The sequence below is a fragment of the Streptomyces yatensis genome, assembly GCF_018069625.1.
In the GTDB taxonomy this organism is placed as follows: domain Bacteria; phylum Actinomycetota; class Actinomycetes; order Streptomycetales; family Streptomycetaceae; genus Streptomyces; species Streptomyces yatensis.
Map to the genome: position 1 here is coordinate 1,041,721 of NZ_CP072941.1, position 22,058 is coordinate 1,063,778.

The 22,058-nt window shown below is 70.7% G+C and carries 7 protein-coding genes; 4 read left to right on the forward strand and 3 right to left on the reverse strand.

Annotated features, from left to right (window positions below; genetic code table 11):
- Nucleotides 1–70 precede the first annotated feature (70 nt).
- On the reverse strand, nucleotides 71–367 hold the full coding sequence (locus J8403_RS03980) for a hypothetical protein (protein ID WP_211121886.1): 297 nt from the start codon (nucleotides 365–367) through the stop codon (nucleotides 71–73).
- A 123-nt stretch (nucleotides 368–490) separates the two neighbouring features.
- Between J8403_RS03980 and J8403_RS03985 the strand changes: the two genes are divergently transcribed.
- Complete coding sequence (locus J8403_RS03985; RefSeq protein ID WP_211121887.1) at nucleotides 491–859, forward strand: arsenate reductase family protein; 369 nt, start codon at nucleotides 491–493, stop codon at nucleotides 857–859.
- 111 nt (nucleotides 860–970) lie between these two features.
- Here J8403_RS03985 and J8403_RS03990 read toward each other — a convergent pair whose 3' ends face one another.
- Nucleotides 971–2,584 (reverse strand): AMP-binding protein, encoded by a 1,614-nt coding sequence (locus tag J8403_RS03990; RefSeq protein WP_246585680.1) that lies wholly within the window; start codon nucleotides 2,582–2,584, stop codon nucleotides 971–973.
- A 561-nt stretch (nucleotides 2,585–3,145) separates the two neighbouring features.
- Between J8403_RS03990 and J8403_RS03995 the strand changes: the two genes are divergently transcribed.
- A complete protein-coding gene (locus J8403_RS03995) occupies nucleotides 3,146–5,149 on the forward strand; it encodes a M6 family metalloprotease domain-containing protein (protein ID WP_246585681.1) in 2,004 nt (667 codons plus the stop codon).
- 148 nt (nucleotides 5,150–5,297) lie between these two features.
- On the opposite strand, the gene J8403_RS04000 is transcribed toward J8403_RS03995, so the two are convergent.
- Nucleotides 5,298–6,695, reverse strand: coding sequence for a M28 family metallopeptidase (locus J8403_RS04000; protein ID WP_211121890.1), 1,398 nt, complete (start codon nucleotides 6,693–6,695; stop codon nucleotides 5,298–5,300).
- A 247-nt stretch (nucleotides 6,696–6,942) separates the two neighbouring features.
- On the opposite strand from J8403_RS04000, the gene J8403_RS04005 reads away from it, so the two are divergent.
- Both J8403_RS04005 and J8403_RS04010 read left to right on the forward strand, forming a co-directional pair.
- Complete coding sequence (locus J8403_RS04005) at nucleotides 6,943–7,590, forward strand: hypothetical protein (RefSeq protein ID WP_211121891.1); 648 nt, start codon at nucleotides 6,943–6,945, stop codon at nucleotides 7,588–7,590.
- 39 nt (nucleotides 7,591–7,629) lie between these two features.
- Nucleotides 7,630–22,023, forward strand: a complete 14,394-nt coding sequence (locus J8403_RS04010; protein WP_211121892.1) for a type I polyketide synthase — start codon at nucleotides 7,630–7,632, stop codon at nucleotides 22,021–22,023.
- Nucleotides 22,024–22,058 lie beyond the last annotated feature (35 nt).

Below are 22,058 nucleotides of genomic sequence, written 5' to 3' on the forward strand. Positions count from 1 at the left end.
GTTAACCGTTGCCCGGCGAGCGTCAGCCGTGGCCCGCCGCGCTCCGAGGAGGCGCGGCGGGCCGACGGTGCTAGCTGCGGGCGGGGCGGTCGGTGTGATCGGGGCGGATGAGGGAGCGCACCATCCGGCAGGTGATGTCGGAGGGCGGATGCACTCCGATCCGGGCGGCCGTGGAGCGTATCTTGCGGTTGGACGCCTGCTCGGGGCGGTAGACACCGGAGTTGAGCAGCGCGATGGCCAGACGCATGGCCTTCAGACGGCGATTGTGGGACTCGTACCACTCACGCGGACGCCCGGCGGGCATCCGCTTCTTCGGCAGGGTCGGAAAGCTCGGCAGCTCCTGAAGAGGGGGTGCGGCAACGGCCATCGGCAGCCTCCTGAGATGGTCGGGAAACCTTCCCTTCAACTGCCTCCATTCTACGGCCGGGCACTGACAAAGGCCCCTGGTCAGGCGCCATTTACGAGGCGGTCTCGCGATACCGTGTACGGCATGGAGATCTGGATCAATCCGGCATGCTCGAAGTGCCGTGGCGCGCTCACCCTGCTCGACGCGGAGGGGGCCGGGTACACCGTCCGCCGCTATCTCGAAGACGTACCGAGCCAGGACGAGATCCGCGAGGTGCTCGGCCGGCTCGGGCTGGAGCCGTGGGACATCACCCGCACCCAGGAGGCGGCCGCGAAGGAGCTGGGACTGAAGGACTGGCCGCGTGAGGAGGGCGCTCGCGACCGCTGGATCGCGGCGCTCGCCGAGCACCCCAAGCTCATCCAGCGGCCCATCATCACGGCGGACGACGGTACGGCCGTGGTGGGGCGCACGGAGGAGGCGGTCCGGGAGGCGCTGTCCCGGTCCCGCGAGTGACCCCAAGGCCTTGGGCACGGCCCGGGCGCCCCGTGCTGCGACACGGGGCGCCGGGCGTGCGCGGTACGGCTCCGGGGCGTGCCCGGAGGCCGCCTCGGCGCGGGAGGCGGCTCAGCGGCGCCGGGGCGACGGCTGCTGCGGACGCAGCAGGAACCGCTGCGTCTTACCGCTGGAGGTCTTCGGCAGCTCGGCCACGAAATGGACGTTCCGCGGATAGGCGTGCTTGGCGTACCGCTCCCTGACCAGCTGCTGCAGCTCGGCCGCGAGCGCGTCGCCCGCCTCCGTACCCGGTCGCGGCACGACGAACGCCTCCACGACCTCGCCATACTCCTCGTCCGGTACGCCGACGACGGCGGCCTCCGCCACCGCGGCGTGCTCCAGCAGCACGGTCTCCACCTCGAAGGGGCCGATGCGGTAGCCCGCCATCAGGATGATGTCGTCGCCGCGCCCGGAGAAGAACAGATGGCCCTCCTCGTCGCGGGAGGCCGTGTCCCCGGTGTAGAACCAGTGCCCGTCGGGGCTGAACTTCTCGGCGGTCTGCTCGGGGGCGTCGCGGTAGCCCTTGAACCACATCAGGGGGCTCTCCTCGATGTCCACCACGACCCGGCCGGGGATGTCCACGCGGGCCGGCGCCGAGTTGGTGTCCTCGCGCAGCACCTTCACCCCCCAGCCGGGCAGCGGACGGCCCATGGAGCCGGGCTTGATGTCCTCACGCAGGGCCGGGTGCCAGGCGTGGGCGATCACCATGCCCAGCTCGGTCGAGCCGTAGTGGTCGCGCACGGGCACACCGAGCGTCTCGAGCGCCCAGTCGACGACGTCCGGGGGCAGCGGTTCGCCCGCCGCGGAGCAGCAGCGCAGCCGCAGATCGCCGGGGGCGGGGATGCCGGAGGCGCGCAGTTTGCGGTAGACGGTGGGCCCGGCCGTGAAGTTGGTGACCCCGAAGCGGGAGAGCACCTCCCAGGTGGACTCCGCGGAGAACAGACCGTTCAGCAGCAGGGCGCGCTGCCCGAGGGCGAGCGGCCCGATGAGCGCGTAGTACAGGCCGTACGCCCAGCCCGGGTCGGCGGCGTTCCAGAAGACGTCGGTGGGCCGGTGGTCCAGGCCGAACTGCTGGTACATCGTGAAGCCCGCGACGGCCCGCAGCGGGATCGGGACGGCCTTGGGGGTGCCCGCGGTCCCCGAGGTGAACAGCTCCACGATGAGCCCGTCGCCGCCCACGGCCACCGGTTCGGGCAGCGTGGCGTCTCCCTCGGCCAGTTCCGCGAAGGACAGGTCGGCTCCGGTGACGGGCCCGGTGGTGACGATCCGCCAGGGACGCTCGCCAGGAAAGCCCGACTCCGGGTCCAGCTTGGGGCGTTGGTCGGCGTCGCTGATCACGACCTTGGTGTCGTTGCCCGCGATCCGCAGCGCGATGGCCGGCGGGGCGAACGCGGTGAACAGCGGCACCTGGACGGCCCCGAGCCGCCAGATCGCAAGGCTCGCGACCAGCAGGTCGGCGGACTTGCCCATCAAGGTGGCGACGCGGTCGCCCACTCCGACTCCCAGGGCGGCCAGGGCACCGGCCATACGCGACGAACGGTCACGCAGCTCCCCGTACGTCAAGTCGTGGCCGGTCAGATCCTTGCCCACCACAGTGAACGCGACGGCGTCGTCCGGGTGCCTGTCGCACAGCAGGTACGCGGTGTTCGCCGCGGGCTCACCGAAGGTCTTGAGCAGGTCAGCCATGCGCTGTTCCGGGCTGGTCAAGAGGGCTCCTAGTGCTGGTATCCACGAATCGCGCCGGACGGGAGACAGGGCCGGTGCCCGGCTTCGGGCGAGTGCGGACGCACCTCGGGGGCGCGGGCGCATCTCGCCTTCCGGGGTGGGCTGTTCCCGGGTTGCGCTGAGCCGAAGTCCCAGGCGGCAGCTCCCGTTGGCCTGTACACGCTATCGCGCTTTCCCGCCGGTCCGGCAGCCGTCCTCCGGTACCGGGACCGGGACGGCATCCGCGAGCCGGAGCGGAGCCGATGCGCAGCCGATACGGATCCGACGCGGAGCCCGGAGCGAAGCCGATGCGCAGCCGCCGGGGAGCCGGGAGCGGAGCCGACGCGGACCCGACGGGGAGCCGGGGCAGGAACCGGCGGGCGACGGCCACCGTCCGTCACCGACGCACTCTGGCGCCCCCTCTTTCCCCGCCTTACCTTTGGGCAGCGGTAGGCATACCGCTCGTACGGATTGTCATCTCTGAGCTCCAAGACGCCCGACACGAGGTGAGCCTTGTTACTCCCCCGAAGACCCGTCGGCCGGTTGACCGTCGTCGCCACGGTCCTCGCCACCGCGGCGGCCATCGCCGCCGGACCCGCGCGCGCCACCCCCGATGGCACACCGTCGGCCGGCTCCGCCCGTCCCTCGCTGGTGCGGCCGATCGACCCGCAGCAGTGGCGCAACCCGGACGACATGACCTGGGCCGACTACCGTGCGGTTCCCGGAACGCGCTGGGCGGACCCCGACGTCAAACCCACACAGCGCACCTTCAAGGGCGCGCTGGTGCTCCTGGACTATCCGGACGAGGAGTTCACGGTCAGCCGCCCGGCCGGATCCACCCTCTTCGGCAATCCCCAGGCAAGCGCCTCCGATATCCCCCGCGACCGCCTCCCCCGCTTCTACCAGGACTTCCTCAACACCCCGGGGCCGCTGAACAACGGTCACACCATCAACGAGTACTGGATGGAGGACTCCGGCGGCCGCATCGGTGTCGATCTGACCGCCTTCGGCGTGTACCGCATGCCGGGCAAGTCCTATCAGTACGGTGTCGAGGACTCGATGAACCCGGGCGCCTGCCCGGCCGGGGACAGCTGCGACCAGGACATCCGGGCCGACGGCAAGGCCGCCTGGGTGGCTGATGTCGGCGCCGACGAGGCGGACTCGTTCGACTTCGTCTTCTACCTCACGGCCGGACAGGACGAGTCGTCCACCTGGCAGGAGTTCGGCCAGATGAAGTTCCCGAGCGCGGCGGAGATACCCGCCGACTGGGGACCACCGGCCACCGCGGGCGACAACTCCGCCCGGACCCGCTATGTGCCATGGACGTCCTGGCAGTCCGCCGCCCGTATCTGGCCCAACGCCGCCGACGGGTCGTCGGTGCAGGCCGAGAGCTCCGGCATGGCCGTGTACGCCCATGAACTCAGCCATATCCTGGGCATCGGGGACAACTACAACAACCCGTACGGCACGCCCCTCAGCCGTTCGTACACCGGTATCTGGGGCATGCTCTCCCGCGGTTCGTTCAACGGCCCCGGCGGGCCGCACACCCGCTGGCAGATCCCCGCCACCGCCGGCGGCTCGATGGGCTCCCAGCATGTGCTGCGCGACAAGCTGAAGCTCGGCATCGTCGACGAGAAGAACGTCCTGCGGCTGGACCGCGACGCCCTGAAGAGCTCCGGTCTCGTGGTCGCCCGGGTCACCGCACGCTCGGCGCCACCGGGGGAAAAGGGGCTCTCCGGGGTCAACATCGCCCTGGGCCGCGATCTCTCGCCGTCCTGCGACAACGCCACCGACCCGCTGTGCGACGGCGGTGGTTACGACCACTACACCGTCGAGATCGTCGACCGCATGGGCATGGACTCGTTCACCCCGGATCACGGGGTGCTGCTCACCAAGACGAAGAACAAGGACCGGGCGCCGTTCGCCTGGGTGGTCGACGCGCATCCCGAGGACATCGACCTGGTGGACTTCCGGCGCCCCGACGGCACCACCCAGAAGATCACCATGGGCGACTACCGGCAGCTCAGCGATGCGCTCTTCCACGCCGGAGCCGACTCCGGCAGCCAGTACGAGTACATCGACCGGGCCAACCGGCTGCACTTCTACGTGCTCGAACTCAAGCGCGACCGGTCCGGTGTGCTCTCGTACACCATCGCCGTGAAGTCCCTCGACGGCGCGGGACCGCAGCGCCGCGGACTGGCCCTCCACCGCGGCGAGGCCAAGGGGGACGCCGCCCAGTCCCGGGCCGTGTGCACCTTCGGCCTCGACAACACCGGGCGCACCACGGGCAACCGGGCCGAATCGGCGGCCACTTCGGTGGACTCGGATGTCTACCGGCTGTCGGCGAGGGCTGTCGGCCGGGGCTGGTCCGCGTGGCTGCCCAACCGTCTCGCCACCGCCAGGGCCGGTGGCACGGTGGATGTCGAGGTGGCCGTGGCCGCGAGGAAGGGCGCCACACGGCAGGGGGCGGTCATGCTCACCGCCCGCTCCGAAAGCGATCCGCACCGCACCGCCAAGGCCATGTGCCGGTTGTCGAGCCGCCGGTAGGGCAGCGATGGGTGACAAGTGACGCGTGGCCAGATGACGCGGGACAGGTGGCGCGTGACAGGTGACGTGTGAAACGGGTGACGGCCCGCCGGCATACGGCGGGCCGTCCCCGCTGTCTGCTCCGCGGGCCGTCGGGGCTCGGTGGCCCCTACTCCGTCTCGTCGCCCGCGGTCTGGATCGGCACCCGGAGGGTGTCGGGCTCACAGCCGGCCGTACCGGCGATGATCCTCGCCGCCCCCTTGGTGAGCGGCACCAGGCTCTGCTCGTCCACCTTGTCCGGGGTGTCCCGCGGATCGAAGATGTACATGGGCGTGGTGATCAGCTGCACCAGTGGCACACCCGTGTAGTAGAAGTAGGCGCCGTCGGTGGCCGGGTTCGGCGCGAAGGCGGTCGGCGACAGGATCCAGGAGCGGCGCAGGTCCTCCGCCGCCAGGGACTCGGCCACCAGCTCCTCCAGCCGGGGCGCCTGGGTGGTGAACCACCAGCGCACCTCGGGGTCGTCGGTCGGCACGACTTCTCCGTCGACCACCACCGCCTGGCGTGCCGCGTGTTCCAAATGCATTTCGAGGACGACCTGCGGAAACAGCTCGGGGTGCGCCGCGATGAACGCCTGTGTGCCCGCGGCGCCCGCCATATGGCCGGACGTCAGCACGAACAGCATGTTGTGCGGTCGCAGCTCCTGGGGCACCGACGCCCAGAACTTGGCCTGCGCCAGCACGAGCGCGACCCCGGAGGCGTCCTCCACGGCGGACGCCCAGGGGCCGTCGTGGTGTGAACCGATGATCAGCCAGTGGTCGGAGGCGCCGGGCAGGGTGCCCACCACATTGTGGGTGGTCTCCTCGGTGATGGTGGCGTCGGAGACGATCCGGCCCTCGCACTCCCCCGACGCCATCAGTTCGCGGACCCGCTGTCCGTCCTCGCCGCTCAGCCAGATGCCGGGGATGGGGCGCCGTTCGGCGTCATAGGGCCAGTAGAAGTCGCTGGTCTCCCAGGGCAGTCCGGTGAGCAGCCCGACGTAGGCCGTGGCACCGTCCTTGGCGGCGATGTCGAAGTCCAGCACATGGGGAAGGTCGAACGGCACGGTCTGGACGAGGTCGGGGAACACCCCCTCGGGGTCGTAGGAGCCGGTGGCCCGGGCCTGCACCTCGGTCTGCGGCAGCTGTGTGAAGCCGATCTCCTGGACCGCGATGGAGCCGCGCACCTCCCCGTCCTCCATCCGCACCAGCCGGCCCTCGGTGCCCTCGGTCGGGGTGGTGTACGGCAGGGCGAGTCCCTCGAAGCGGATGGCCTCATCGGGGCGGCCGGTGGGCCAGATCTCGAAGGCGGCGGACCGGGGCCGCCAGATGGGCGTGTCCAGCGGCTCCAGCCGCACATCCGCCAGCCCGGTCTCCCGGAACTGTTCCGCCGCCCACTCCTCGGTCCAGCCGTCGGCCGGATAGCCCGCCCGGCGAATGCCCTGGCTGACGATCAGTTCGATCCAGGCCATCATCTCCTTCGACGTGGGTGCCCGATCGAGGTACTTCTCCAGCGCCGGCCAGCCGCTCATCGTCATCCTCCTCATCGCCACGGTCCGGATTCATGCTCGACGGGCGGGCTAAAGCTGGGCTAACGCGAGTCCAGTGCGCCTCTTTTCGCGGAGCCCCTTTCCGTATCGGTTCGTATCAGGAGGAGGCCAAGCCGGGCGTTAGACCCACTTTGGTGACGGCGCAAATGATGGTCGCCGTATCCGGACTGGCCGCCCGGCAGGCGGCTCAGCCGCAGGTCAGTGCCCGATTGACGGTTGGGAGTCGAGTGTGCGCACCGAGAAGTCAGAGGAACGGGAACCGGATGGCACGGCACGGCGGCGGAAGTGGATCCGGTACGTCCCGGCCGGTGTCGTGGGCGTGGCCGCCGTGAGCCTGATCGCGCTCACCGTCTCCCCGGTGAACGCCGAGCCCGATAGCAGAGCCAAACCGCCGCGCGGCAGGAATCCACTGCCCGCTCCCCCGCAGATCCGCGACCTCGACTTTCTGCTCGGCTCCTACACCTGCGAGTACACCCCACCGCCGGGCGGCACGGCGGCGGTGCTGAAGCTGACCACCAGGCGGGCGATGGGAGGGCATTACTTCTACACGGACGCCACCCTCGAACCCGGAAACGTGGTCGGCCGTTCGACCTTCGGCTGGAATCCCGTCGACGGGAAATTCATCAACCAGTACCACGACAACTGGGGTTCGTCCGGAAACTACACCTCATCCGGCTGGAAGGACGGCCACCTGATATTCAAGGGCCCGCTCACCCAGGTCATCACACCCAATGCCACGGGACAGACATCGGGCGTGAAGCTGGACCTCATGGATGACTACCAGGTGCTCGGCCGGGGGCATTTCAAGAATTCCACGAGCTTCACCTTCCCCGACGGAAGTATCTTGCACGGCAGTTACGACTGCCGCCGCCAATAGCGTTCAGTTCCGGACCGAGGGAAGTGGGGGTGGCCGACCATGGCGAGCAATGAAGAGAAGCTGCTCGACTATCTGAAGCGGGTGACGGCGGATCTCCGGCAGACGCAGCGCCGTCTCAAGGATGTCGAGTCCGCGGGGCATGAGCCGGTCGCGATCGTGGGAATGTCCTGCCGCTTTCCCGGAGGCGTACGGTCCCCCGAAGAGCTGTGGGAACTGGTCGCCACCGAGCGGGACGCCATCTCGGAACTCCCCACCGACCGCAATTGGGACCTGGAGAATCTCTTCCATCCCGACCCGGACCACCCGGGCACGAGCTATACGCGCGAGGGCGGCTTCATCGACGACCCCGCGGGATTCGACGCCACGTTCTTCGGCATCAGCCCCCGCGAGGCTCTCGGGATGGCCCCGCAGCAGCGGCTGGCCCTGGAGGCGTCCTGGGAGGCCATCGAGCACGCCGGTGTCGACCCGGAGTCGCTGCGGGGCAGCCGGACGGGCACCTTCATCGGCTGCGATCACCTCGACTACTGCTCCGACGCCTCCCAGGTGCCCGAGGGCTCGGCCGGCTACTTCACCATCGGCAACTCCGCCAGTGTGGTGTCCGGCCGGGTGGCGTACACGCTCGGTCTCGAGGGCGCCGCGGTGACGGTGGACACCGCGTGCTCCTCCTCCCTGGTCGCCATGCATCTGGCCTGTCAGGCGATCCGGCAGGGCGAATGCGATATGGCGCTGGCCGGGGGCGTGGCCGTGATGTCCTCGACGGCGCCGTTCATCGGCTTCAGCGAGCTGCGGGGGCTCGCCCCGGACGGCAGGTCCAAGGCGTTCTCGGCGAACAGCGACGGCATGACCCTGGCCGAAGGCGTGGGGGTCCTGCTGCTGGAGCGGCTGTCGGACGCGCGCCGCAACGGCCACCAGGTGCTGGCCGTGATCCGGGGCACGGCGGTCAACCAGGACGGCGCCAGCAACGGCCTGACCGCCCCGAACGGGCCCTCGCAGCAGCGCGTGATCCGGCAGGCGCTCGCCAACGCCCGGCTGTCACCGTCCGAGGTGGACGCGGTGGAGGCACATGGCACGGGCACGACGCTGGGCGACCCGATCGAGGCGCAGGCGCTGCTGGCCACGTACGGGCAGGAGCGGGACGAGGGACGGCCGCTGTGGCTGGGGTCCATCAAGTCCAACATCGGGCATGCGCAGATGGCGGCGGGTGCGGCCGGGGTCATCAAGATGGTGATGGCGATGCGGCATGGAGTGTTGCCCGCCTCACTGCACATCGACGAGCCGACACCCCATGTCGACTGGACCGCGGGCGATGTCCACCTGCTGACCGAGGCGCGCGAGTGGCCACGCGGCGAGCATCCACGCCGGGCGGGGGTGTCCTCGTTCGGCATCAGCGGGACGAACGCCCATCTGATCCTGGAGCAGGCCCCTGAGGAGGCCGCGACGGAGCTCGGGGACCTCGGGGTGGCGCCGGTGGACCCGGTGGCGGTGGAGCCGGTCCCCGTCGAGGTGGAGCCGGGGGCGGTCGGAGCGGAACCGGTGGCGGGCGGAGTGGAGCCCGTTGCGGTCGCGGTGGAGTCGGTGGGCGGGCCGATGCCGTGGGTGGTCTCGGCGCGCGGTACGGAGGCGCTACGAGGCCAGGCCCGGGCGCTGGCCACACGGGTGACCACCGACCCGGGGGTGACCGCTGCGGAGGTGGGCTGGTCCCTGCTGCGGTCCAGGACGCTCTTCGATCACCGGGCCGTGGTGATCGGCCAGGACCGTGAGGAGCTGGTGGCGGGTCTGGAGGCACTGGCCGCCGGAGAGCCGCATCCGAGTCTGGTGGGGCCCGGGGGGACGACTGGCGATACCACTGGGCAGACCGTGTTCCTCTTCAGCGGGCAGGGCAGCCAGCGCCCCGGCATGGGCGCCGAACTCTACGACCGCTTCCCCGTCTTCGCCGAAGCCTTCGACGAGGTCTGCGGTCTTCTCGATCCGCATCTCGAACATCCGCTACGGCAGGTGGCCTTCGCCACTGATGCAGAGCGCGCCGGGCTGCTGGATCACACCACCTACGCCCAAGCCGGACTGTTCGCCCTGCATATCGCCCTGGCCCGCCTGCTCGACTCACTTGGCGTACGCCCCGACACCGTCATCGGCCACTCCATCGGCGAGATCGCCGCCGCCCACATCGCCGGAGTCTTCGACCTCCCCGACGCCTGCCACCTCGTCGCCACCCGCGCCACCCTCATGGGAGGACTCCCCGAAGGCGGAGGCATGGCCACCATCGCGGCCACCCCCGACGAACTCGCCGAGAACCTGACCCAATTCGACGGCCAAGTGGGCATCGCCGCCCTGAACACCCCCGGCAACACCGTCATCTCCGGCCCAATCGACCTCGTCACCGACATCAGCAACTCCTGGGCGGCCAAGGGCCGTAAGACGAGGTCCCTCACGGTCAGCCACGCCTTCCACTCCCCCCTGATGGACCCCATCCTCGAACCCTTCAAAGAGGCAATCAGCGGGCTGACCTACCACCCACCCACCATCCCCCTCATCAGCAACCTCACCGGACAACCAGCGGATGAACACATCACCACCCCCGACTACTGGGCCCAACACATCCGCCAGCCGGTCCACTTCCACCCCGGCATCACCCACACCGCACCCCACACCAGCCTCTACCTCGAACTCGGCCCCGACCCCGTTCTCGCCACCGCAACCCAGCACACTCTTCACCACCGCACCACCACCAACACCGAGCAGAACAACCCCACCGACCGGCCGACGCCCCTGATCACATCCGCCCTCACCCGTAAGCAGCCCGAGGAACGGGCCCTCACTCATACGCTCGCCCGGTTGCACACCACGGGGGTGGAAGTCGACTGGACCAGTTGGTTCCCCGCCGACCCGGCGCCCCGGGTGGTCGGGTTGCCGACGTACGCCTTCCAGCACCAGCGCTTCTGGCTGGCTCCGCCCGCCGCCCGTACGACCGTCGAGGGGACGGCCGAGGACCCGGCCGAGGCGCAGCTCTGGCATGCCATCGAAGAGCTGGACGTCGACGCCCTCACCAGCACACTCCAGCTGGAGGAGGGCGGCCCCGGCATCGACGCCCTGTTGCCCGCACTGCCCGTGCTGTCCGCCTGGCGGCGTCAGCACCGGGAACGCTCCACCATCGACTCCTGGCGCTACCGGGCCACTTGGCAGCAGCTCCCCGACCCGGCCGCACCGGCCCTGACGGGCACCTGGCTGGTGGTCGCCCCCGCCGGGCAGGAGGAGCACGCGACGGTCCGGGTCACCGTCCAGGCGCTGCGGGCACACGGCGCCACGGCGCATCCGTTTGAGGTCGACGCTCATGACATCGATCGCGCCACGCTCCGCGAACGCCTCGGCCGGCTGACCGAGGAGTTCCAGCCCGCCGGAGTCATCAGCCTGCTCGCCCTCGACCAGGAGCCGCTCGTCGGCCACTCCGCGGTGCCCGCCGGGCTCGGGGCCACCGTCGCTCTTCTCCAGGCTCTCGGTGACGCCGACATCGGCGCGCCCCTGTGGTGCGTGACGCAGGGCGCCGTCACCACTGGTCGCAGCGACCTTCTCCCCCACCCCGAGCAGTCGCAGATCTGGGGGTTCGGCCGCGTGGCCGCCCTGGAACATCCGCAGCGCTGGGGCGGGCTCATCGATCTGCCCGCCACCATGACCCACCACACCGCGGGTCGGCTGGCGGCCCTTCTCGTAGCCGGACAGCCCGAGGATCAGGCCGCCATCCGCACCACCGGAACGTACGCGCGCCGCCTCATCCGTGTGCCCGCCGTCGACACCGCCCCCGCTCCCGCTCCCTGGGAGCCGTCGGGGACCACGTTCATCACGGGTGGCACCGGGGGTCTCGGCGCCGGGCTCGCCCGCTGGCTGGCCCACCGGGGCGCACCTCATCTCCACCTCATCAGCCGTTCCGGACCCGACGCGCCCGGTGCGTCCGAGCTCAGCGAGGAGCTCACCGCTCTGGGGACGGATATCACCATCACCGCCTGCGACGCCTCCGACCGCGCCGCACTCCGGCAGCTCATCGACACCGTCCCCGCCGAACACCCCCTCACCGCCGTCTTCCACACCGCCGGAACGATGGAACTGGGACAGATCAGCGAGCTGGACTCCGGGCGGCTGCAGTCCGTTCTGCGGTCCAAGGCCCTGGCCGCCGCTCATCTGCACGACCTCACCCAGCACCTCGACCTCACGGCCTTCGTTCTCTTCTCGTCGAACGCCGCCACCTGGGGCAGCGGCCAGCAGGCCGCCTACGCCGCCGCGAACACCTACCTGGACGCGCTCGCCGAACACCGCCACACCCGGGGCCTGCCCGCCACCAGCCTCGCCTGGGGCCCGTGGGGCGAGGCAGGCATGGCCGCCGACCAGCACACGCTCTCCCACCTCAGGCGGCGCGGTCTCTCGCCCCTCCCCACCGACCTCGCCATCGCGTCGCTGCACCACGCCCTGACACACCACGACACCGTCGTCACGATCGCGGATGTCGACTGGGCGAGGTTCGGGAGTACGTTCACCGCGCAGCGCCCGAGCCCGTTCCTCACCCGGCTGATGCCGTCGGCCGCCGAGCCCGCCACACCCACGGACACCGCCGACGACAATCCGTTGCGGCGGCAGCTCGGCGCGGCGCCGGCCGCGCAGCGGCACCAGATCCTCGTCCGCCATATCCAGACCCTGGCCGCGACGATCCTCGGCCACCCCGACCTGAACGCGATTCCCCCGGCGCAGCCCTTCCAGGAGCTGGGCTTCGACTCCCTCACGGCGGTCGAGCTGCGTAATCAGCTCGCCGCCACCACCGGCCTCCCGCTCGCCCCGGCGCTGGTCTTCGACCATCCGACGCCGAATGCGCTCGCCACCTACCTCAGCGCGGAACTGACGGGGCAGAAGGCCGCCGTCACCACCCATACGGCGTCCGCGGCCGCCGACGACGAGCCGATCGCGATCGTCGGCATGGCCTGCCGCTACCCGGGTGGCGTGCGCTCACCGGAGGAGCTGTGGGAGCTGGTCGCCGCGGGCCGGGACGCCGTCGGGGAGATGCCCACCGACCGTGACTGGGATCTGAACACCCTCTTCGACCCCGACCCCGAGCGTCTGGGCACCAGCTATGCGCGCGAGGGCGGCTTCCTCCACGACGCGGCCGGGTTCGACGCGGCGTTCTTCGGCATCAGCCCGCGCGAAGCGCTCGCCATGGACCCCCAGCAGCGCCTGCTCCTGGAGACCGCCTGGGAGACCTTCGAGAACGCGGGCCTGGACCGGGACACGCTCGCCGGAAGCGTCACCGGTGTCTTCGCGGGCGGCACCTATCAGGGCTACGGCGCCTCCGGAAGCTCCTCGGCGCGGGAGGTCGAGGGGTATCTGCTCGCGGGCGGTACGCCGAGTGTCATGTCCGGCCGGGTGGCGTACGCGTTCGGCCTCGAAGGGCCCGCGCTGACGGTGGACACGGCGTGTTCGTCCTCGCTGGTGGCGATGCATCTGGCGGCCCAGGCGCTGCGGCAGGGCGAATGCACGATGGCGCTGGCGGGTGGCGTGACGGTGATGGCCACCCCGACCACCTTCATCGAGTTCTCCCGCCAGCGCGGTCTGGCGGCCGACGGTCGGTGCAAGCCGTTCGCATCGGCGGCCGACGGCACCGGCTGGGGCGAGGGCGCCGGGCTTCTGCTGCTGGAGCGGCTGTCGGACGCGCGCCGCAACGGCCACCGGGTACTGGCCGTGATCCGGGGCTCCGCGGTCAACCAGGACGGCACCAGCAACGGCCTGACCGCGCCGAACGGGCCGTCACAGCAGCGGGTCATCGGACAGGCGCTCGCCAACGCGCGGCTGTCGCCGGCGGAGGTCGATGTGGTGGAGGGGCACGGCACCGGGACCACGCTCGGCGATCCGATCGAGGCGCAGGCGCTGCTGGCCACGTACGGCCAGGGCAGGCCGGAGGACCGGCCGCTGTGGCTCGGCTCCATCAAGTCCAACATCGGCCATACCCAGGCCGCCGCCGGAGTGGCCGGTGTCATCAAGATGGTGATGGCGATGCGGCATGGGACGCTGCCCGCCTCACTGCACATCGACGAACCGACCCAGCATGTCGACTGGAACGTGGGCGATGTCCAGCTGCTGACCGAGGCGGTGGAGTGGCCGGGGGACGAACATCCTCGCCGGGCGGGGGTCTCCTCTTTCGGCATCAGCGGGACCAATGCGCATGTCATCGTGGAGCAGGCCCCCGAGGAGCCGCCGGCGGCGGTCGAAGCCCTCGAGGCGGAGCCGGTGGGCGGGCCGGTGCCGTGGGTGGTCTCGGCGCGCGGTACGGAGGCGCTACGAGGCCAGGCCCGGGCGCTGGCCACACGGGTGACCACCGACCCGGGGGTGACCGCTGCGGAGGTGGGCTGGTCCCTGCTGCGGTCCAGGACGCTCTTCGATCACCGGGCCGTGGTGATCGGCCAGGACCGTGAGGAGCTGGTGGCGGGTCTGGAGGCACTGGCCGCCGGAGAGCCGCATCCGAGCCTGGTGCACCCCGGACAGGCCGCCGAGGCCGTCGGGCAGACCGTGTTCCTCTTCAGCGGGCAGGGCAGCCAGCGCCCCGGCATGGGCGCCGAACTCTACGACCGCTTCCCCGTCTTCGCCGAAGCCTTCGACGAGGTCTGCGGTCTTCTCGATCCGCATCTCGAACATCCGCTACGGCAGGTGGCCTTCGCCACTGATGCAGAGCGCGCCGGGCTGCTGGATCACACCACCTATGCTCAGGCAGGGCTGTTCGCCCTGCATATCGCCCTGGCACGGCTGCTCGACTCCGTCGGCGTACGCCCCGACACCGTCATCGGCCACTCCATCGGCGAAATCGCCGCCGCCCACATCGCCGGAGTCTTCGACCTCCCTGATGCCTGCCGTCTCGTCGCCGCCCGCGCCACCCTCATGGGAGGGCTTCCCACCGGCGGAGGCATGGCCACCATCGCCGCCACCCCCGACGAACTCGCCGAGAACCTGACCCAATTCGACGGCCAAGTGGGCATCGCGGCCCTGAACACCCCCGGCACCACCGTCATCTCGGGACCCCTTGAGCTCGTCACCGATATCAGCGTCACCTGGGCGGCCAAGGGCCGTAAGACCAGGAGGCTGGCGGTCAGCCACGCCTTCCACTCCCCCCTGATGGACCCCATCCTCGAACCCTTCAAGGAAGCCATCAGCGGACTCACCTACCACCCACCCACCATCCCCCTCATCAGCAACCTCACCGGACAACCAGCGGATGAACACATCACCACCCCCGACTACTGGGCCCAACACATCCGCCGGCCGGTCCACTTCCACCCCGCCATCACCCACACCGCACCCCACACCAGCACCTACCTCGAACTCGGCCCCGACCCCGTCCTCACCACCGCAACCCAGCACACCCTCCACCACACAACCGACCGGCCCTCCCCCCTCACCACCTCCACCCTCACCCGCAAACAACCCGACACCCAAGCCCTCACCCACACCCTCGCCCAACTCCACACCAGCGGCACCACCATCGACTGGACCAGCTGGTACCCCGCCACCCCCACCACCCACACCATCGACCTCCCCACCTACGCCTTCCAACACCAGCACTACTGGCTGTCGTCGGCCTCCTCCTCGGACCCGACGCCCACCGAGGCGGCTCTGGTCGACAAGGAGTTCTGGGAGGCGGTGGAGCGCGAGGATCTGGAAGCGCTTGCGGCGACCATCGACTCACCGGCGGACCAGCGGCCCATGCTGAGCGCCGTCCTCCCGACGCTGTCCGCCTGGCGGCGGCATCACCGGGAGCAGTCGGTCATCAATTCCTGGCGGTATCAGGCCACATGGAAGCGACTTTCCGCTTCCCCCGCGCCTCCGGCCCTCTCCGGCACCTGGCTGCTGATCGTCCCCGCCGGTCGGTCCGACCATCCTGCCGTGGCAACCGCCGAGCAGGCCCTGACCGCCCACGGCGCCACCCCGCTCCGCCATGTGCTCGACCCCCACACCGTCGATCGCGACGCCTTGGCGGACCATCTCACCCGCCTCACCTCGGAGGCGGAACCCGCCGGAGTGCTGAGCCTGCTCGCCCTCGACGAGGAGCCGCACCCCGCATACGCCGCCGTACCCTCCGGGCTGAACGCGACCACCGTGCTCGTCCAAGCCCTCGGCGACGCTGAGATCCCTGCGCCACTGTGGTGCCTCACCCAGGGCGCGGTCGCCACCGGTCCCGGCGATCCGCTCCCGAGCCCGCTGCAGGCGCAGACATGGGGACTGGGCCGCGCGGCGGCCCTGGAACACCCTCGCCGCTGGGGTGGCCTGATCGACCTCCCGACCGTCATCGATCACCACACCTCCGACCGTCTGGCCGCCCTGCTCACCCCCGGTCGACCGGAGGACCAGACCGCCATCCGCGCCACCGGCAGCTACGCCCGGCGCCTCCGTAGGGCCGGTGCACCCGCCACCGCGCCCAGGACCTGGCAGCCCACGGGTACCACGCTCATCACCGGTGGCACCGGGGGTCTCGGCGCCCATGTCGCCCGCTGGCTCGCCCGCCACGGCGCACCCCACCTCCACCTCATCAGCCGCTCCGGACCCGACGCCCCCGGCGCCACCCAACTCACCCAAGAACTCACCACCCTGGGCACCACCGTCACCATCACCGCATGCGACGTCACCGACCGCACCGCACTCCAACACCTCCTCGACACCATCCCGGCCGAACACCCCCTCACCGCCGTCATCCACGCCGCCGGAACATCGGACACGGAGCTCATCGCCGATCTGGGCCCGGAGCGACTGCAGCATGTGCTCGGGCCCAAGGCCCTGGCCGCCGCTCATCTGCATGAGCTGACGCAGGAGCTCGACCTCAGCGCCTTTGTGCTCTTCTCGTCCGGCGCGGCCGCGTGGGGCGGCAGTCGGCAGGGCGCCTACGCCGCCGCGAACACCTATCTCGACGCCCTCGCCGAGCACCGCCGCGCCCGGGGACTCCCTGCCACCAGCCTCGCCTGGGGCCCCTGGGGCCATGCGGGCATGGCCGCCGACGAGACGGCGCTCGCGTTCTACGGCCGACGTGGACTGTCTCCGCTGAGCCCCGAACTGGCCGTGGCATCACTGCAGCACGCCCTGGACCACCGTGACACCACCATCACCGTCGCGGACATCGACTGGGAGAAGTTCCCGACGGCCTTCACCGCTCAGCGCCCCAGCCCGCTCCTCGACGACCTGAACACGGCCGCCGAGAATCCCACCGAGCGAACCAGTGGCGCGTCCACAGGCCCGTCCGCCGGCACCTCGCTCCAGCAGCGGCTCTCCGCCGGCACCCCCGAGCAGCAGCACCAACTCCTGCTCGAACGGATCCAGACCCTCGCGGCCTCGATCCTGGGCCATTCCGGGCCGGACGCCATTCCGCCCGCCCAGCCGTTCCAGGAGCTCGGGTTCGACTCCCTGACCGCCGTGGAGCTGCGCAACCAACTCGCCACCGCCACCGGGATCGACCTCGCGCCCGCACTCGTCTTCGACCACCCCACGCCCAACGCCCTCGCGACGTACCTGCGGGCCGAACTCACCGGCCAGCAGATCGCCGTCGCCGCTCACAGCCCCACCACGGCCGCCCAGGACGAGCCGATCGCGATGGTCGGCATGGCCTGCCGCTACCCCGGCGACGCACACTCCCCGAAGGAGCTGTGGGACCTGGTCGTCGCCCACCGCGATGCCATCGCGGAGATGCCCACCGACCGCAACTGGGATCTGAACGTGCTCTACGACCCCGACCCCGACCGCGCGGGGACGAGCTACGTCCGGGAGGGCGGCTTCCTCTATCAGGCGGCCGAGTTCGATCCCGGGTTCTTCGGCATCAGCCCACGCGAGGCGGTCGCCATGGATCCCCAGCAGCGCCTGCTCCTGGAGACTGCCTGGGAGACGTTCGAGAACGCGGGCCTGGACCGGGACACACTCGCGGGCAGCAACACGGGAGTGTTCGCGGGGGTGACGTCCCAGGACTATCTGTCCCTCACCGGCGATACGGCGAGCGACGTCGAAGGCTATGTCGCCACGGGCAACATCGCCAGCGTGGTGTCCGGCCGGGTGGCGTACTCGTTCGGCCTCGAAGGCCCCGCGGTGACGGTGGACACGGCCTGCTCATCCTCGCTGGTCGCGATGCATCTGGCGGCGCAGGCGCTGCGGCAGGGCGAATGCACGATGGCGCTGGCGGGCGGCGTGACGGTGATGGCCACCCCGGGCGCGTTCATCGAGTTCTCCCGCCAACGTGGTCTGGCGCCCGACGCGCGGTGCAAACCGTTCGCGGCCGCGGCGGACGGCATGGTGTGGGGCGAGGGCGCCGGCCTCGTACTGCTGGAACGGCTGTCGGACGCGCGCCGCAACGGCCACCGAGTGCTGGCTGTCGTCCGTGGCTCGGCCGTCAACCAGGACGGCACCAGCAACGGCCTGACCGCACCGAACGGACCCTCGCAGCAGCGGGTGATCCGGCAGGCGCTCGCCAACGCCCGGCTGTCACCGTCCGAGGTGGACGCGGTGGAGGCACACGGTACGGGCACGACGCTCGGTGATCCGATCGAGGCGCAGGCGCTGCTGGCCACGTACGGGCAGGAGCGGGACGAGGGACGTCCACTGTGGCTCGGCTCCATCAAGTCCAACATCGGCCACACCCAGGCCGCCGCCGGAGTGGCCGGTGTCATCAAGATGGTGATGGCGATGCGCCACGGGATGCTGCCCGCCACGCTGCACATCGACGAACCGACACCCCATGTCGACTGGAACGCCGGCGACCTGCGCCTGCTCACCGAACCCGTCCCGTGGCCCCAGGGCGAACGGCCCCGGCGGGCGGGGATCTCCTCCTTCGGCATCTCCGGTACGAACGCCCATCTCATCCTTGAACAGGCCCCCGAGCCGATCGAGCCCACCCGGGTATCGCACGTCGCCGGTGTGGCCCCGTGGGTGATCTCCGCACAGAGCGAGGCGGCGCTGCGGGGCCAGGCGCGAGCCTTGACCGGGCACATCGTCGGCGCCCCCGAGGTGACACCGGCCGAGGTGGGCTGGTCCCTGCTCCGGACGAGGACGCTCTTCGACCACCGGGCCGTGGTCATCGGCCAGAACCGCGACGAACTGGTGGCCGGGCTGGAAGCACTGGCCGCCGGAGAGCCGCATGCGGGCCTGGTGGGGCCCGGGGGGACGACTGGCGACGCCACCGGACAGACCGTGTTCCTCTTCAGCGGGCAGGGCAGCCAGCGCCCCGGCATGGGCGCCGAACTCTACGACCGCTTCCCCATCTTCGCCGAAGCCTTCGACGAGGTCTGCGCCCTGCTCGACCCCCACCTGGAACACCCCCTGCGGGATCTGGTCTTCAGCCACGACCCCGAAGACGCGGCGCTGCTGGATCACACCACCTACGCCCAAGCCGGACTGTTCGCCCTGCATATCGCCCTGGCACGGCTGCTCGACTCCGTCGGCGTACGCCCCGACGCCGTCATCGGCCACTCCATCGGCGAGATCGCCGCCGCCCACATCGCCGGAGTCTTCGACCTCCCCGACGCCTGCCACCTCGTCGCCATCCGCGCCACCCTCATGGGAGGACTCCCCGAAGGCGGAGGCATGGCCACCATCGCCGCCACCCCCGACGAACTCGCCGAGAACCTGACCCAATTCGACGGCCAAGTGGGCATCGCCGCCCTGAACACCCCCGGCAACACCGTCATCTCCGGCCCAATCGACCTCGTCACCGACATCAGCAACTCCTGGGCCGAACGCGGCCGCAAAACCCGCACCCTCACGGTCAGCCACGCCTTCCACTCTCCCCTGATGGACCCCATCCTCGAACCCTTCAAGGAAGCCATCAGCGGACTCACCTACCACCCACCCACCATCCCCCTCATCAGCAACCTCACCGGACAACCAGCCGACCACCACATCACCACACCCGACTACTGGACCCAACACATCCGCCAACCCGTCCACTTCCACCCCGCCATCACCCACACCGCACCCCACACCAGCACCTACCTCGAACTCGGCCCCGACCCCGTCCTCACCACCGCAACCCAGCACACCCTCCACCACACAACCGACCGGCCCTCCCCCCTCACCACCTCCACCCTCACCCGCAAACAACCCGACACCCAAGCCCTCACCCACACCCTCGCCCAACTCCACACAAGCGGCACCACCATCGACTGGACCAGCTGGTACCCCGCCACCCCCACCACCCACACCATCGACCTCCCCACCTACGCCTTCCAACACCAGCACTACTGGCTCGCCCCGCCCGTTCCGCGCGCCGACGCTCATGTCAACGGCCACGACCCGGCCGAGGCCAGGCTCTGGGACGCCATCGAAGAGCTCGATGTCGACGCCCTCACCAGCACACTCCAGCTGGAGAAGGACAGCCCCGGCGTCGACGCCCTGCTGCCCGCACTCCCCGTACTGTCGACCTGGCGGCGCCGGCACCGTGAACGGTCCACCATCGATTCCTGGCGCTATCGCGTCGCGTGGATGCAGCTGCCGGACCCCGCCACCGCCACCGCTCCGACGCTCAGCGGAACCTGGCTGCTGCTCGTCCCCTCAGGGCTGGAGGAGCACCCGGCCGTCCGCGCCGCCGTCCAGGCGCTCGACACCCATGGCGCGGCCCATGAACTTCTGTCGGTCGATGGCGCGGACGTCCGGCGGGACGGCCTCGTCCCACTGGTCTCGCATCTGCCGGACGGCAGCACACCCGAGGGCATTCTGAGTCTGCTCGCGCTCGATCAGACGCCCCACCCGGACCACCCCGCCGTTCCCCTGGGGCTGGCCGCCACGGCCGCGCTTGTCCAGGCCCTCAGCGAAACGGCGCCGGTCGCGCCCCTGTGGTGTGTCACTCAGGGTGCGGTGGCCGCCGTTGCCGGCGATCCGCTCCCCCATCCGCACCAGGCCCAGATCTGGGGTATGGGCCGGGTCGCCGCGCTGGAACACCCGCATCTCTGGGGCGGTCTCATCGACCTCCCGGCCGTCGTCGACGCCCGCACACCCGCCCGTATCGCCGCCGTGCTGGTGCCCGGGCAGCCCGAGGACCAGGTGGCCATCCGCTCCACCGCCCTGGCCCGCCGGCTGGAGCGCGCCGCCTGCCCGGACACCGCACCCACCGCGTGGCGCCCCACCGGGACGACCCTGATCACCGGCGGTACCGGGGGTCTCGGCGCCCATGTCGCCCGCTGGCTCGCCCGCCACGGCGCACCCCACCTCCACCTCATCAGCCGCTCCGGACCCGACGCCCCCGGCGCCACCCAACTCACCCAAGAACTCACCACCCTGGGCACCACCGTCACCATCACCGCATGCGACGTCACCGACCGCACCGCACTCCAACACCTCCTCGACACCATCCCGGCCGAACACCCCCTCACCGCCGTCATCCACGCCGCCGGTATCGCGGAGAACACCCCGCTCGCCGAGCTGGATCTGCCGGGGATCGAGGCGGTGCTGCGGCCCAAGGCGCTGGCGGCCGCCCTCCTCCATGAACTCACCGAGGACCTCGACCTCAGCGCGTTCGTGCTCTTCTCGTCCGGCGCGGCCGCGTGGGGCGGAAGCCGGCAGCCCTCCTACGCCGCCGCCAACGCCTATCTCGACGCCCTCGCCGAGCACCGCCGCGCCCGGGGACTCCCCGCCACCAGCCTCGCCTGGGCGCCGTGGAGCGATGCGGGCATGGCCGCCGACGAGGCCGTCGTCGAGTACTACCGCCGGCGCGGGATGCGTCCCCTGGACACCGATCTCGCCATCGCCTCGCTCCAGCGCTCCCTCGACCACGGCGACACCACGGTCACCATCGCGGACATCGACTGGGAGAGGTTCCCGGCCGGTTTCACCGCCCAGCGGCCCAGCCCGCTGCTGTCCGACCTGGCCACCGCGTCGCCGGGCACCGATGCCGCTCCGGACGACGCCACGGCCGTAAGCGGTTCGCTTCAGCGGCAGCTGGCCACCGGCACCCCCGCCCAGCAGCATCAGCTTCTCCTCCATCACATCCAGACGCATGCCGCGGCGATCCTCGGCCACGCCACCATCGATGCCGTTCCCCCCACCCAGCCCTTCCAGGAGCTGGGGTTCGACTCCCTCACGGCCGTCGAATTCGGGCATCGGCTCTCCGCCGCCACCGGTCTCGACCTTCCGCCCACCCTGGTCTTCGACCATCCCACGCCCAAGGAGCTGGCCGACTTTCTGCGCGAGCGGCTCGTCGAGGGGGAGCTGACCTCCGAGGGACATCTGCTGTCGGAGCTCGACCGGTGGGACGCGGTCTCGGCGCCCTCGGCGGTGGACGAGGCGGCCCGTCGGCGGATCACCGGGCGACTGCGGCTGCTGCTGGCCAAGTGGAGCGACACGGAACGGGAAACGGAGCGTTCCGCGGCCCACAGCGAGCTCGAGACGGCGACGGCAGAAGACATCTTCGACCTCATCTCCGACGAGTTCGGAAAGTCGTGAGCCCGATGACCCCCATCCTCCGCGACGCGCCAAGG

Bases quoted from the DNA above. Each gene is read 5' to 3' on its own strand.
- J8403_RS03980 (WP_211121886.1), bottom strand. From the start codon at position 367: ATGGCCGTTGCCGCACCCCCTCTTCAGGAGCTGCCGAGCTTTCCGACC.
- J8403_RS03985 (WP_211121887.1), top strand. From the start codon at position 491: ATGGAGATCTGGATCAATCCGGCATGCTCGAAGTGCCGTGGCGCGCTC.
- J8403_RS03990 (WP_246585680.1), bottom strand. From the start codon at position 2,584: ATGGCTGACCTGCTCAAGACCTTCGGTGAGCCCGCGGCGAACACCGCG.
- J8403_RS04000 (WP_211121890.1), bottom strand. From the start codon at position 6,695: ATGAGCGGCTGGCCGGCGCTGGAGAAGTACCTCGATCGGGCACCCACG.
- J8403_RS04010 (WP_211121892.1), top strand. From the start codon at position 7,630: ATGGCGAGCAATGAAGAGAAGCTGCTCGACTATCTGAAGCGGGTGACG.